Source organism: Streptomyces sp. NPDC042346, from assembly GCF_055581845.1.
The window spans coordinates 1,547,341-1,561,177 of the sequence record NZ_JBVJEH010000001.1; the positions used below are offsets into that span (position 1 = coordinate 1,547,341).

The window sequence follows — 13,837 nt, forward strand, 5'->3', positions numbered from 1 at the left end:
GGCCATGATGGGGGCATGGCGGGCCTGGAGGGTACGGAACAACCGTGGCAGCGCGGCAGCGCCGCCGCCGCACGGTGGTCACCGGCCGTGGATGACGAACAGGTCGCCGACGTACTGGAGTTGTACGGCAACCCGGCCGAGGAGGACGTGCGGCTGCCGTCCCGGCCCGAGTCCGCGTGGGTGGCCCGCCGGCTCACACAGGGCGTGGTCCTGCGCCAGTGGGGGCTCGGCCCGCAGATCGCCGAGCACGCGGTGCTGCTCGTCTCGGAGCTCGTCGGGAACGCCGTCCGGCACACCGGCGCCCGCTCCTTCGCGCTGCGGCTGCACCGGCGGCGCGGCTGGATCCGGATCGAGGTCCGCGACCCCTCGCGCGGGCTGCCCTGCCTGATGCCCGTGAGCGAGCTCGACACGAGCGGCCGCGGGCTCTTCCTCGTCGACAAGCTCTCCGACCGCTGGGGCGTGGACCTCGCGCCGCGCGGCAAGACGACCTGGTTCGAGATGCGCGTCGCCGACCGCGCCTGAACCGTCCGCGCCTGAGCCGACCGCGCCTGAGCCGTCCACGCCTGAACCGTCCGCGCCTGAGCCGTCCACGCCTGAACCGTCCGCGCCTGAGCCGACCGCGCCCGAGCCGTCCTCCGAGGCGCTCCGGGTGCACGAAAGCCCCCGTCCGCCGTAGTGGGGCGCCTGGGGGCTCTCGTGTGGTGCGCCGTGGACGGGGGGGTGTATCCACGGCTGCTATGTCGACCTGGCCCGGGTCAATGGGGGTCGTGTCTCCGACTATGGCAGACGGGTGGCCTCGTCGCCAAAAGTCCCTACCGGTAGAAAATCGGGCAAATGGGGATTGATCGTCTATGAATCATTGGTGACCTGCGGCACTCGCCTTGCAAACATTGAATGGCTATGCGGTTCATCGATTGTTTCCCCGGCCCGTCCGTATGGTGGACGCCCCGGAGTGGCCCGCAAACGTCCTGAATCGGCCTAATCATCACGATTCGGTCGACATCCTTCTTTACTGGACAGGTGAAGCCGACCGACCGCCGCGGCGCCCTCCGGACGGGCGCGGCCGCCGCCCTCGCGGGAACCCTCGCCACCGCCTGCGGTACGGAGCCCCGCCCCGCCCCCGCCGTCTCCCGCCGCCCCGGCACCGCGCCCGCCGCCGCCCCGGTCGCCGCGCCCGCCCCACGCCGCTTCCCCGGCCGGCCCGCCGAGATCGACCACGGCCCCCGCGACCGGCCCCGGGTCGCCCTCACCTTCCACGGCCAGGGCGACCCCGCCCTCGCCCGCACCCTCCTCGGCCAGGCGGAGAAGGCCGGCGCCCGCGTCACCGTCCTCGCCGTCGGCTCCTGGCTCGACGAACACCCCGGCATGGCCCGCCGCGTCCTCGACGGCGGACACGACCTCGGCAACCACACCCAGCACCACATCGACATCAACGCCATGACCGAGGCCGAGGCCCACGCGGAGATCGAGGCCTGCGCCACCCGCCTGCGCCGCCTCACCGGCTCCGTCGGCACCTGGTTCCGCCCCTCCAGGACCCAGCACGCCGCCCCCGCCGTCCTGCGCGCCGCCCACCGCGCCGGATACCCGCACACCCTCTCGTACGACGTCGACTCCCTCGACTTCACCTCACCGGGCGCCGCCGCGATCGTCCGCAACGTCACCGGCTCCGTCCGGCCCGGATCGGTCGTCAGCCTCCACTTCGGCTACCCGGACACCGCCGCCGCGCTGCCCCTCCTCCTCGCCGACCTCGACCGCCGCGGACTGCGCGCGGTCACCACCACGGAGCTGCTGACCTGATGGCACATCACACCGGGCGCACCGGGGCCCTCCTCGCCGCCGCCCTCCTCGTCACCCTCGCGGGCTGCGGCGGCGGGAACGACACCAAGGACGGCGCCGCCGGGGTCAAGAAGGCCGCCGCCCCCGCCGTACCCAAGCCGGCCGCGGCCCCCGCCGGCCTCCCCGGCATGCCGCCGCTCCTCGACCCGAACGACGTCTACGCCGCCGACCGGCCGAACAAGCTCTCCCCGGTGGTCCGGAACTTCCCCTCCCGGGTCTACGTCCCCAACACCACCTCCAACACCGTCTCGGTCATCGACCCCGCCACCTACCGGGTCGTCGAGACGATCCCCGTCGGCAACCAGCCCCAGCACGTCGTGCCCTCCTGGGACATGAAGACCCTCTGGGTCAACAACAACCGGGGCCACACCCTCACCCCCATCGACCCCGCCACCGGGATCGCGGGCAAGCCGGTCGAGGTCCACGACCCGTACAACCTCTACTTCACGCCCGACGGCAAGTACGCCGTCGTCATGGCCTCCCTAGACCGCGAACTCGTCTTCCGCGACCCGCACACCATGGAACGGAAGAAGACCGTCCCGGTGAGCTGCTACGGCGTCAACCACGCCGACTTCTCCGCCGACGGACGGTACTTCGTCGTCTCCTGCGAGTTCTCCGGCGAACTCCTCAAGGTCGACACCGAGAAGATGGAGGTGATCGGACAGCAGAAACTGCCCTTCCAGGGCGCCATGCCGCAGGACGTGAAGATCTCCCCGGACGGCAAGACGTTCTACGTCGCCGACATGATGGCCCACGGCATGTGGGTCCTCGACGGCGAGAAGTTCACCACCCCCACCCTCCTCCCCACCGGCAAGGGCGCCCACGGCCTCTACGTCAGCCGGGACTCGCGCGAGATGTACGTCCCCAACCGCGGCGAGGGCTCGATCTCCGTCTTCGACTTCGCGAAGAACAAGCTCACCAAGAAGTGGTGGCTCCCGGACGGCGGATCCCCCGACATGGGCGGCGTCTCCGCCGACGGCAAGGTGCTGTGGCTGTCAGGGCGCTACAACTCCGAGGTGTACGCCATCGACACCACGAGCGGCAAACAGCTCGCCCGCATCCCCGTCGGCGGCGGCCCCCACGGCCTCGCCGTCTACCCCCAGCCCGGCCGCTACTCCCTCGGCCACACCGGCGTCTTTCGCTAGGGCTCGGTTCACCTCCGGGGACTGCCGGCCCTGAGGGTGGCGGGAATCATCCCGCCACCAGCAGCGCCTCCGACGCCACCGGGCGGAAGCCCGTCGCCTGGAAGACGCGGACGCTGCGGGCGTTGCCCGGCGACTGCTGCGCCCACACCACCCCGCCCGGGGTGAGGTGCCGGGCCGCCGTCGCCAGGGCGCGCCCGAGACCCCGGTGCCGTACGTCCTCGTCGACCTCGATCGCCGCCTCCCAGCGGCCCGCGACGCCCCGGCCCAGGACCAGCAGCCCGCCGTCCGCCGCCCACACCCGGACCTCGTCGCGGAACTTCAGTGCCCGCGCCACCCGGGGATGGGACGGGTCCTCGATCGCGCGGAGCTCCAGCGGCGGAGGGCCCGGCAGGGCGTCGGCGACCGTGAGCAGATCGATCGTGTTCATGCCCCGGCCGGTGCGGGCCATCAGGGCCGCGAGGAAGCCCGGGTTCATGCTCGCCGCGAGCGGATCGCTCGCCGTGGCCGCCAGCTCGGCCCGTATCCACTCCGGATCGGCGTCCGTGAACACCACCGAATGGGCGGTGAAGGCGAGCACCCCCGCGTCCCGCGGGTTCGGCTGCGGCACCACCGTCGTCGAACCGTCCGGGGGCGGGAACTTCCCGCGTGCCGCGTTTGCCAGGATCCGTGCCACGTCGTCGTTCATCCCGCCATCATCCGGCAGGACGGGGGCCAGCTAATCTGACCCCCGTCAGAGAAGCACCGAGAAGGGGCGGAAGCAGTGGCGGACATCGACGCGGCACGCACGGCATTCAACAAGTTCGACGCCGACGGGGACGGTTTCATCACCGCCGCGGAGTACAAGAGCCTCATGGCGAAGTTCGGCGACTTCAACGTCACCGAGTCGGTCGCCGAGGTGCTCATCAAGCAGCGGGACGACAACGGCGACGGCGTCCTGTCCTGGGACGAGTTCTGGGCGCACTACAACAAGGCCTGATCCGCCCGCCCGGGCGGGCGGTGCAACGCTGAGTTGCCGCCCGTCCGGGGCTCGGTGACGATCGTCCGGTGACGCTTCCCGGACCCTTCGGCACCTTGAGCCGTCCGACCGCGGCGGTCCTCGCCGCGCTCGCCGCCCTCGCCGTCATCGGCCTCGCCCTGCTGGGCGCCGGCCTCGCCCGGACAGGTACCGGCGAGCTCCGGATACCCGCCGCCGGCACCACCGCGCTGCTGCGCTTCCTCGTCCTCACGGGCCTCGCCGTCCACATCGGCGAACTCGCCGGACGCCGCCTCGCCGGGGAAGGGCCCCGGCCCCGCGCCCTGTCCGTGCCCGCCGCGCTGCTCGGCGCGGCCGCCTCCGCCGGGCTCCTGCTGCTCCTCGCCGCCGTCAGCGGGCTGAGCCTGCCCGTCGTGTACGGGCTGTGGGAGGGCCGGCTGCTGCTCCTCACCGCCAACGCCTTCGCCCTCGCCGCCCTGTGCGCGGCCTCGCGGCGGCCGGGCCTCGCCGTCGTCCCGCTCGCCGTCGCGGTCGTGGCCGAGGCGGTGCGGGCCCACCCCGAGACGAACACCCCCGCCGTGGGCATCGGGCTCACCGTCGTCCACCTCACGGGCGCCTCGCTGTGGCTCGGCACGCTCCTGTACGTGCTTCGCACCATGCGGCTGCGGCGCGGGGGCCGCGAGGTCCTCGTCCGCTACGCCCGGATGGCCGCCGTCGCCTACGCCGCCCTCGCGGCCACCGGCACGGCCTCCACGCTGCGCCGACTGCCGTTGGACGCCGTCCTGACCACGGCGTACGGCCGGATCCTGCTGGTCAAGCTGCTGCTGTTCGGCGGGGTGAGCCTGCTGGCGCTCGCGGCCAGGAGCCGGATGCTGTCCGGCGGCGACGCCGAGGCCCCGGCCCGGATCGAGGTGGCCGCGCTGGCGGTGATCGTGGTCGTCTCGGCGCTCCTCACGGTGATGCCCGACCCGCACTGGATCGCACCCTGACACCGTGAAGGCACTCCGGCCCCGGGCCCCGTAGGCCCCGGGCCTCAGCCCCGCAGGGCGACGTGGAAGGACGAGGCCCACAGCACGACCGCCGTCCAGGTGTACTGCCGCTGGTCGAAGAGGCGGGCGCGGGGGCGTCCCTTTCGGAGTACCAGGGCCGCGTACGGGTCGCGTACGGGGCTTACCGGGAGGGGGAACGGTTCAGCACTCGATGATGTTCACCGCGAGACCGCCGCGCGCGGTCTCCTTGTACTTCACGCTCATGTCCGCGCCCGTCTCCTTCATGGTCTTGATGACCTTGTCGAGAGAGACCAGGTGGCTGCCGTCGCCGCGCATCGCCATCTTCGCGGCCGTGACGGCCTTGACCGCCGCCATGCCGTTCCGCTCGATGCACGGGATCTGCACGAGCCCGCCGACCGGGTCGCAGGTCAGGCCCAGGTTGTGCTCCATGCCGATCTCGGCCGCGTTCTCCACCTGCTCGGGGGAGCCGCCGAGGACCTCGGCGAGCGCGCCGGCCGCCATCGAGCAGGCCGAGCCGACCTCGCCCTGGCAGCCGACCTCGGCGCCGGAGATGGAGGCGTTCTCCTTGAAGAGCATGCCGATCGCGCCGGCCGCGAGCATGAAGCGGACGATGCCGTCTTCCTTCTCCTCCGGGGAGGCGCCGCCCGTCACGAAGTTCACGTAGTAGTGCAGGACCGCCGGGATGATGCCGGCCGCGCCGTTCGTCGGGGCGGTGACCACCCGGCCGCCCGCCGCGTTCTCCTCGTTCACGGCCATCGCGTAGAGGGTGATCCACTCCATCGCGAGCGCCGCCGGGTCGCCCTCGGAGCGCAGCTTGCGGGCCGTGTTCGCGGCGCGGCGGCGCACCTTCAGGCCGCCCGGCAGGATGCCCTCGCGGGACATGCCGCGCGAGACGCAGGCCTGCATGACCCGCCAGATCTCCAGGAGACCCGCGCGGATCTCCTCCTCGGTGCGCCAGGCCTTCTCGTTCTCCAGCATCATCGAGGAGATGGAGAGGCCGGTCTCCTTGGCGAGCCGCAGCAGCTCGTCACCGGTGCGGAAGGGGTACTTCAGGACGGTGTCGTCCGGGACGATCGGGTTCTCGCCGGCGACCGCGTCCTCGTCGACGACGAAGCCGCCGCCGACCGAGTAGTACGTCTTCTCCAGGACCAGGGCGCCCTCCGCGTCGTACGCGAAGATCGTCATCCCGTTGGCGTGGTACGGGAGCGCCTTGCGGCGGTGCAGGATCAGGTCGGCGTCGAAGTCGAAGGGGATCTCGTGCGCGCCGAGCAGGTTGATCCGGCCGCTCGTCTTGATCCGCTCGACCTCGTCGTCCGCCGTCTCGACGTTCACCGTGCGGGGCGAGCTGCCCTCCAGGCCGAGGAGCACCGCCTTGGGGGTGCCGTGGCCGTGGCCGGTCGCGCCCAGGGAGCCGTACAGCTCCGCACGTATGGCCGCCGTGTGGGCGAGCAGGCCCTCGTTCTTGAGCCGGCGGGCGAACATCCGGGCCGCGCGCATCGGGCCCACCGTGTGGGAGCTCGACGGGCCGATACCGATCGAGAACAGGTCGAAGACCGAGATGGCCACGGAGAGACTCCTTGTGGGGGCTAGACGCCGTTGTCTGCCGGGGTGGTGCAGAACGGAGCAGGAAGATCGAAACGGGGCACGACACGGGGTGGGGCACCGCACTCACCTTTCAGTGTGCGCGATGCCCCAAACGTTCGTACGAACAAAAGGGTACGAAATTACTTCAGGCCGGGGTACAGCGGGTGCTTGTCGGCCAGAGCGGTCACCCGGGCCTTGAGGGCCTCGGCCTTCTCGCCGTCGAAGCCCGGCTTCAGGGTCTCCGCGATGATGTCGGCGACCTCGGTGAAGTCCTCGGTGCCGAAGCCGCGGGTCGCGAGCGCCGGCGTACCGATGCGCAGACCCGAGGTGACCATCGGCGGCCGCGGGTCGTTCGGAACGGCGTTCCGGTTGACCGTGATGCCGACCTCGTGGAGACGGTCCTCGGCCTGCTGGCCGTCGAGCTCGGAGTTCCGCAGGTCGACCAGGACCAGGTGCACGTCCGTACCGCCGGACAGGACCGAGACACCGTGCGCGGTGACGTCGTCCTGGACCAGGCGCTCGGCGAGGATGCGGGCGCCGTCCAGGGTGCGCTGCTGGCGCTCCTTGAAGTCCTCCGAGGCCGCGACCTTGAAGGAGACGGCCTTGGCCGCGATCACGTGCTCCAGCGGGCCGCCCTGGAAACCGGGGAAGACCGAGGAGTTCAGCTTCTTCGCGAACTCCTTCTTCGCCAGGATGATGCCGCCGCGGGGGCCGCCGAGCGTCTTGTGCGTGGTGGAGGTCACCACGTCCGCGTACGGGACCGGGTTCGGGTGCAGACCGGCCGCGACCAGGCCCGCGAAGTGGGCCATGTCGACCCACAGGTACGCCTCGACCTCGTCGGCGATCCGGCGGAACTCCGCGAAGTCCAGCTGGCGCGGGTAGGCGGACCAGCCCGCGATGATGACCTTCGGACGGTGCTCCTTGGCGAGGCGCTCGACCTCGGCCATGTCGACCAGACCGGCCTCGTCCACGTGGTACGCGACCACGTTGAACTGCTTGCCGGAGAAGTTCAGGCGCATGCCGTGGGTGAGGTGGCCGCCGTGCGCCAGGTCCAGACCCAGGATCGTGTCGCCGGGCTGGGCGATCGCGAAGAGGGCGGCCTGGTTCGCGGAGGCGCCGGAGTGCGGCTGGACGTTGGCGTACTCGGCGCCGAACAGGTCCTTGACCCGGTCGATCGCGATCTGCTCGGCCACGTCGACGTGCTCGCAGCCGCCGTAGTAGCGGCGGCCCGGGTAGCCCTCGGCGTACTTGTTGGTGAGGACGGAGCCCTGGGCCTCCATGACCGCGACCGGAGCGAAGTTCTCCGAGGCGATCATCTCGAGGGTGGACTGCTGACGAAGGAGCTCGGCGTCGACGGCGGCGGCGACGTCGGGGTCCAGCTCGTGGAGGGGAGTGTTCAGAAGCGACATGAATCGATCCCTAAGGGGTCTCGGGCCCGGTCTCAGTTCCCGGCGGAGAACGCGGTGTACTCGTCGACGGAGAGCAGGTCGTCCGGCTCGCCCGCGACACGTACCTTGAACAGCCAGCCACCCTCGAACGGAGCCGTGTTCACCAGCGACGGGTCGTCCACCACGTCCTGGTTGGCGGCGACGACCTCACCCGTGACGGGGGAGTACAGGTCGCTCACGGACTTCGTCGACTCCAGCTCGCCGCAGGTCTCGCCCGCGGTGACGGTGTCGCCGACAGCGGGGAGCTGGGCGTAGACGACGTCACCGAGCGCGTTGGCCGCGAACTCGGTGATGCCGATCGTCGAAACGCCGTCCACGGCGTCCGACAGCCACTCGTGCTCCTTGGTGTAGCGCAGCTGCTGGGGGTTGCTCATGACCTGATTCTCCTGGATCGGGGGAGTACTGATGAACGTGGGTCTCGCGGGGTGAGACCCGGGATGAGACGACTGCGTCACTTCTGGCGCTTGTAGAACGGCAGCGCGACGACCTCGTACGGCTCGTGGGTGCCGCGGATGTCCACACCTACACCCTCGGTACCGGGCGCGGCGTGCGCCGCGTCCACGTACGCGATCGCGATCGGCTTTCCGAGGGTCGGGGACGGGGCGCCCGAGGTGACCTCGCCGATCACCACGCCGTCCTTGACGACGGAGAAGCCGGCGCGCGGGACCCGGCGGCCCTCGGCGATCAGGCCGACGAGCTTGCGCGGCGGGGCGGTCTCGGCGCGCTCGGCGGCCTTCTCAAGCGCCTCACGGCCGACGAAGCGGCCCTCGTTGGTCGTCTTCTCGAACTTGACGACCCGGCCGAGACCGGCGTCGAAGGGGGTGAGGGCCGTCGTCAGCTCGTGGCCGTACAGCGGCATGCCCGCCTCCAGGCGGAGCGTGTCACGGCAGGACAGGCCGCACGGGATGAGGCCGACCGGGGCGCCCGCCTCGGTCAGGGCCTTCCAGACGCCCTCGGCGTGCTCGGGCTTCAGGAACAGCTCGAAGCCGTCCTCGCCGGTGTAGCCGGTACGGGCGATCAGCGCGGGCACGCCCGCGACCGTGCCGGGCAGGCCGGCGTAGTACTTCAGCCCGTCCAGGTCGGCGTCGGTGAGCGACTTCAGGATGCCGGGGGACTCCGGGCCCTGGATCGCGAGCAGGGCGTACGCGTCGCGGTCGTCGCGGACCTCGGCGTCGAAGCCCTCCGCGCGCGCCACGAGCGCGTCCAGGACGATCTGGGCGTTGGAGGCGTTGGCGACGACCATGTACTCGGTCTCGCCGAGGCGGTAGACGATCAGGTCGTCGAGGATGCCGCCGTCCTCCTGACAGATCATCGTGTAGCGGGCACGGCCCACGCCCACCGTGGAGATGTTGCCGACGAGGGCGTGGTCGAGGAGCTCGACGGCCTGCGGGCCCGTGACCGTGATCTCACCCATGTGGGAGAGGTCGAACAGGCCCGCCCGGGTGCGGACGGCGTTGTGCTCGTCCCGCTCGCTGGCGTAGCGCAGCGGCATGTCCCAGCCCGCGAAGTCGGTCATGGTCGCGCCCAGCGAACGATGCAGCGCATCGAGGGCGGTCAGACGGGGGGCAGTGCTCATGGGGTGGCTCCCGGATCCCAAGGGCGGTTCGGTGACGAAACACATGACGGGCGAGGACGTCCTCCCCATCTGTCATGGAACCTGAGAGGTTCACCGAGAGCATCTCGTCACCGGAAGATCGGCACCGAGAGATCGGCTTGCACCTTGGGTGGGGACACGGCAGGGTGTCCCGCTTTTCAGATCTGCCTCATCCACGCGGTACGGGGCCTGAGAGATTCAAGGGAGGGTCTTGCTCCTTCGGCGTCCGGACGCCTGGGGCGGTCCGGAACTCTCCCGCGCGGATTCGAGCGGCCGGTATGCGGTTGTATTGGCGACTGAGCGCGCCTGGCGGGCACATCATTGCACGCGTGCTCCGCGCGGCACATCACTTGTATCTCATTACCGCTTCTTTACACTTTGTGGGCAAGGGTCTCCCGAGGCCCGGCAGGGGGAGCAGCGATGAGGATCCAGCACACCGGCGCATACGCGACGAGTACCGGTACCGGCATACCGTCCCAGCGGGCCCGGGCCCGGGCCCGGACCAGAGCCAGAACCCGCCGGCGCGGCCGGATCCTGCGCGACCTGCGCGAGCGCGGCGGCCGGGGGCCCCGGGCCCTCCTCTTCGCGGCCGGCGACCTCGTCGTCGTCTCCGGGCTGCCCGGCAGCGGCAAGTCCACCCTGATGAAGCGCGCCGCCGACGGCCGGGGCATCGACTCCCAGGACGTCCGCGAGCGCTGGGAGGCCCGCATGCCGCGCCTCCTGCCGTACGCGGTCTACCGCCCCCTGGTCCGGCTCGCGCACTACGCCGGGCTGCGCCGCGCACTGCGCTCCGGCGCGAGCGTGATCGTGCACGACTGCGGCACCCAGTCCTGGGTGCGCGGCTGGCTCGCCCGCGAGGCGGGACGCCGCGGCGCCGCCCTGCACCTCGTCCTGCTCGACGTCGAGCCGGGCACGGCGCGCGACGGCCAGCGCGACCGGGGCCGTGGCGTCTCCGCGTACGCCTTCGCCCGGCACCGGCGGGCCGTCGGCCGGCTCCTGCGGACCGCCGAGTCCGGCGGTCTGCCGCACGGCTGCGCCTCGGCGACCCTCCTCGACCGGGACGCCGCGGACGCACTTCGGAAGATCGGCTTCCGCGACGTGGCCTGAGGCCGGCCCCGCATCCGTACCCGCTGCTTTTGGCCACGGCGGCGCCAGGGCGGCGTTAGGGTGCTGCGGGGCGGTGCGGGAGGACGCGCCCCCGCGAGATAGGGGAAAAGGGACCGTGGACGTGACGTGGCCGGGCAATGAGCTCGAAGAGGTGCTGTCCGCCTCGCTCGGCAACCCCGCCGCAGGGGGCCGACTGGTCGAGGTGCTGAGCCGCAGCGAGGTCTGGGTGCCCCTGCCCAACGGCGGCGGCCCCGACAGCCCCGACCTGGACCTCGCCACCCTGGAGATCGACGGCGCGGCCTTCGTCCCCGTCTTCAGCTCCGAACAGCAGTTCCTCGCCTGCGTCGGCACGCACATGTCGTACACCGTCGCCCCCGCCCGCGACTTCGCCCGCGGCCTGCCCCCGCAGCTGGGCATCGCCGTGAACCCCGGCGGCACGGTGGGCGTCCCGCTGCCCCCGCCCGCCGTCGCGGAACTCTGCCGCGCCGGCCGCACCCCGCTCGACGGCCCCGCCAGCGGCGGCCGCGTCCGGCTCTTCGAGCCCGACTGGCAGGACGACCCCGTCGACTTCCTCGCCGCCGCCTCCGCCGAGTTCGAGGCCACCGGCGTCGTCGCCTCCGCCCGCCGCGCCCTCGCGAGCGTCGAGGGCACCGAACCGGCCCTCTTCATCGGCGTCCAGCTCGCCGCCTGGGACGGCGTCGACCGGAACGCGCCCCTGGACGCCCTCGGCCGCGCCCTCGGCCGCGTCGAGGTCGCCTGGCCGGTCAACCTCATCCTGCTCGACATGGCGCAGGACCCGGTCGGCGACTGGATGCTGGAGCGGGTACGCCCCTTCTACCAGCGCGCCGCCGGGTGAGCGGCACCCTGTTTAAGCTGAACTGAACCGAGCCGGACCGAATCGGCGGCCGGACAGACGTGGTGAACGGAAGAGGGGCGGGACACAGGGTGAGCGCGTCAGGCACCGCTGCGACCGGACAGGTCGAGCACATGCTGCGCCAGGTGGCACCCGGACGCTACGACGCGTACGAGAGGCTGCTGCACGCCCTGGCAGACGGCGAGGTCTGGATGCTGCTGTGGCAGGGCTCGCCCGGCTCGTCCGACGCCCAGTACGGGAACATGGAGGTCGACGGCTTCGGCTACGCGCCCTGCGTCACCTCCGCCCAGGAGCTCGCCGCCTCCGGCTGGAACCGCGCCCACGAGCTCGTCACCGGCCGCGAGATGGCCCGCGCCCTCTACCCCGACCGCTGGGGCATCTGGCTCAATCCGCACGCCCCCGGCGGCGGCGTCGGCATCCCCTGGGCCGACCTGCGCCGCATCGCCACCGGCCTCGACCGGATGCCCGCGGGACCGCTGCGCGTCAGCGAACCCGCCCTGGAGATCCCGCAGTTCTACGCTCTCCTCACGCAGAACGCGCACCGCACCCCGGCCGTCAGGTCGCTGCGCCGCGGCTGGGTGCAGCCCGCGCTCGGCTCCCCGTACCTCGCCGTCGGACTCGACCTGTACGACACCTCCCCGGCCGCCGTCGACGCCGTCCGCGCGATGATGCGCCAGTCGATCTCCGCCGTGCCCGACGGGCTGCCCGTCTCGACGGTCGCGCTCTCCGACGCGTACGACCCGGTGGCCCTCTGGCTGAGCGCCCACGCGCGCCCCTTCTACGACCGCGAGGCGCACGCCGGACGCGGATCCGCCGCCGTGCCGGGGTACGGCTACCCGCCGCCGGCTCCGTCCGGATACTGAGACGTCACCTTTTCCCCCTCGTACCCCAGCGGCCTCCGGAGTCCTCTCCCGAGGCCGTTGTTCGTACCAATACCGCACCTCGAACGCCCAGTTGGGCGACATGTCCGATTGCGGTGAAGAGGACCCGAGATGGTCCGCTCAGGTGATCACGACGTCCGGATAACGGAAGTCGCAGCACCGCATCACGTTTGAGCAAACATTCCTCGTCAGGGCTGGCGGGTGATCGCAAGCGCATTGAAGACTCCCCGGAACACCGGGCGTTCGGCTCCTTTCGAACCGATGCCCAGCAGGTTGTTCCACCGAGCCGCTACCCGCGGCGGGCAAGGGCCGGCTACCGGCGGCCGAGAGGGGTCCTCACCACGATGACGGCACCACTGCACGAGACGAGTGCGGGCGAGTCGACCGCCACCGTCGTCGGCGCGCCCGACGCTTCCGGCACTCCGGACAACTCCGGCACCTCCGAAGCCTCCGGCAAGGCGATCCAGGGCCGCTCGCCCTGGCAGATCGCCTGGACCCGGCTGAAGCGCGACAAACTCGCCCTCGCGGGCGCCTTCGTCGTCGTCTTCCTCATCCTCGTCGCGATCTTCGCCCCGGTCATCGTCGGCCTCCTCGGCCACCCGCCGAACGAGTTCCACGAGGACCAGATCGACCCGCTCTTCGGCACCCCGATCGGCTCCTGGGGCGGCATCAGCTCCGACTTCCTCCTGGGCGTCGAGCCGGTCAACGGCCGCGACGTCTTCAGCCGGATCGTCTACGGCGCCCGGATCTCGCTGCTCGTCGCCTTCCTCGCGGCGGTCTTCGCGGTCTTCCTCGGCACCGTCCTCGGCATCGTCGCGGGCTACTTCGGCGGCTGGATCGACGCCGCCCTCAGCCGCGTCATGGACGTCATGCTCGCCTTCCCGCAGCTGCTCTTCACGATCGCCCTGGTCTCGGTGCTGCCCACCGAGTTCCTCGGCCTCGAAGGCTCGGGCGTCCGCATCGCCGCGCTGGTGCTCGTCATCGGCTTCTTCGGCTGGCCGTACGTGGGCCGCATCGTCCGCGGCCAGACCCTCTCGCTTCGCAACCGCGAGTACGTCGAGGCCGCCCAGAGCCTGGGCGCCGGCCGCTTCTACATCCTGCGCCGGGAGCTGCTCCCCAACCTGATCGCCCCGATCATGGTCTACGCGACCCTCATGATCCCCACCAACATCCTCACCGAAGCGGCGCTCAGCTTCCTCGGTGCGGGCGTGAAGCCTCCCACCGCTTCCTGGGGCCAGATGCTGTCGACGGCCATCACCACGTACGAGGCGGACCCCGTCTTCATGGTGATCCCCGGCCTCGCGATCTTCATCACCGTCCTTGCGTTCAACCTCTTCGGCGACGGCGTGCGTGACGCGCTCGACCCGAAGGGCTCCCGCTGACCG

At 71.5% G+C, this 13,837-nt stretch carries 14 protein-coding genes and 2 riboswitches; of the genes, 9 read left to right on the forward strand and 5 right to left on the reverse strand.

The genetic code is table 11. The features are described from left to right. Positions 1-15: 15 nt before the first annotated feature. The 3 genes from ACZ6K0_RS07300 to ACZ6K0_RS07310 all read left to right on the forward strand — a co-directional run bounded on the left by ACZ6K0_RS07300 (position 16) and on the right by ACZ6K0_RS07310 (position 2,981). Positions 16-522: an ATP-binding protein gene (locus tag ACZ6K0_RS07300; protein WP_376399779.1), complete on the forward strand. Its 507-nt coding sequence runs from the start codon at positions 16-18 to the stop codon at positions 520-522. A 498-nt stretch (positions 523-1,020) separates the two neighbouring features. Beyond that, a complete protein-coding gene (locus ACZ6K0_RS07305) occupies positions 1,021-1,797 on the forward strand; it encodes a polysaccharide deacetylase family protein (protein ID WP_376399776.1) in 777 nt (258 codons plus the stop codon). Further along, entirely contained in the window at positions 1,797-2,981 is a 1,185-nt protein-coding gene (locus ACZ6K0_RS07310; RefSeq protein WP_469227589.1) for a YncE family protein, read from the forward strand. Before ACZ6K0_RS07305 ends, ACZ6K0_RS07310 begins: the two co-directional genes overlap by 1 nt. A gap of 46 nt (positions 2,982-3,027) precedes the next feature. On the opposite strand, the gene ACZ6K0_RS07315 is transcribed toward ACZ6K0_RS07310, so the two are convergent. Next, entirely contained in the window at positions 3,028-3,666 is a 639-nt protein-coding gene (locus ACZ6K0_RS07315; protein WP_469227588.1) for a GNAT family N-acetyltransferase, read from the reverse strand. A 75-nt stretch (positions 3,667-3,741) separates the two neighbouring features. Between ACZ6K0_RS07315 and ACZ6K0_RS07320 the strand changes: the two genes are divergently transcribed. Continuing rightward, the gene (locus ACZ6K0_RS07320) at positions 3,742-3,957 is read left to right on the forward strand and encodes an EF-hand domain-containing protein (protein ID WP_376399766.1); all 216 of its coding nucleotides are present in this window, start codon (positions 3,742-3,744) and stop codon (positions 3,955-3,957) included. Between the two features lie 95 nt (positions 3,958-4,052). After that, positions 4,053-4,943, forward strand: a complete 891-nt coding sequence (locus tag ACZ6K0_RS07325; RefSeq protein ID WP_376399763.1) for a CopD family protein — start codon at positions 4,053-4,055, stop codon at positions 4,941-4,943. Between the two features lie 201 nt (positions 4,944-5,144). On the opposite strand, the gene ACZ6K0_RS07330 is transcribed toward ACZ6K0_RS07325, so the two are convergent. The 4 genes from ACZ6K0_RS07330 to gcvT form a co-directional block, all read right to left on the reverse strand. Then, positions 5,145-6,530, reverse strand: coding sequence for an L-serine ammonia-lyase (locus ACZ6K0_RS07330; RefSeq protein ID WP_376399760.1), 1,386 nt, complete (start codon positions 6,528-6,530; stop codon positions 5,145-5,147). 158 nt (positions 6,531-6,688) lie between these two features. After that, positions 6,689-7,957 carry a serine hydroxymethyltransferase gene (gene glyA / locus ACZ6K0_RS07335; protein ID WP_376399757.1) on the reverse strand — a complete coding sequence of 423 codons (1,269 nt, stop codon included), beginning with the start codon at positions 7,955-7,957 and terminating at the stop codon, positions 6,689-6,691. A 32-nt stretch (positions 7,958-7,989) separates the two neighbouring features. Beyond that, entirely contained in the window at positions 7,990-8,370 is a 381-nt protein-coding gene (gene gcvH, locus ACZ6K0_RS07340) for a glycine cleavage system protein GcvH (protein WP_376399754.1), read from the reverse strand. Positions 8,371-8,447: 77 nt separating this feature from the next. Then, positions 8,448-9,572: a glycine cleavage system aminomethyltransferase GcvT gene (gene gcvT / locus ACZ6K0_RS07345; protein WP_469227587.1), complete on the reverse strand. Its 1,125-nt coding sequence runs from the start codon at positions 9,570-9,572 to the stop codon at positions 8,448-8,450. A 59-nt stretch (positions 9,573-9,631) separates the two neighbouring features. Further along, a riboswitch (glycine riboswitch) is annotated at positions 9,632-9,757 on the reverse strand. Between the two features lies 1 nt (position 9,758). Then, positions 9,759-9,858, reverse strand: a riboswitch (glycine riboswitch). A 152-nt stretch (positions 9,859-10,010) separates the two neighbouring features. Between gcvT and ACZ6K0_RS07350 the strand changes: the two genes are divergently transcribed. From ACZ6K0_RS07350 to ACZ6K0_RS07365, 4 genes are all read left to right on the forward strand, one after another. Beyond that, a complete protein-coding gene (locus tag ACZ6K0_RS07350) occupies positions 10,011-10,697 on the forward strand; it encodes an AAA family ATPase (RefSeq protein WP_469227586.1) in 687 nt (228 codons plus the stop codon). A 115-nt stretch (positions 10,698-10,812) separates the two neighbouring features. Next, positions 10,813-11,553 (forward strand): enhanced serine sensitivity protein SseB, encoded by a 741-nt coding sequence (locus ACZ6K0_RS07355; protein WP_376399745.1) that lies wholly within the window; start codon positions 10,813-10,815, stop codon positions 11,551-11,553. 89 nt (positions 11,554-11,642) lie between these two features. Further along, on the forward strand, positions 11,643-12,434 hold the full coding sequence (locus tag ACZ6K0_RS07360; RefSeq protein ID WP_376399742.1) for an enhanced serine sensitivity protein SseB C-terminal domain-containing protein: 792 nt from the start codon (positions 11,643-11,645) through the stop codon (positions 12,432-12,434). A gap of 362 nt (positions 12,435-12,796) precedes the next feature. Further along, positions 12,797-13,834: an ABC transporter permease gene (locus ACZ6K0_RS07365; protein ID WP_376399739.1), complete on the forward strand. Its 1,038-nt coding sequence runs from the start codon at positions 12,797-12,799 to the stop codon at positions 13,832-13,834. Positions 13,835-13,837 lie beyond the last annotated feature (3 nt).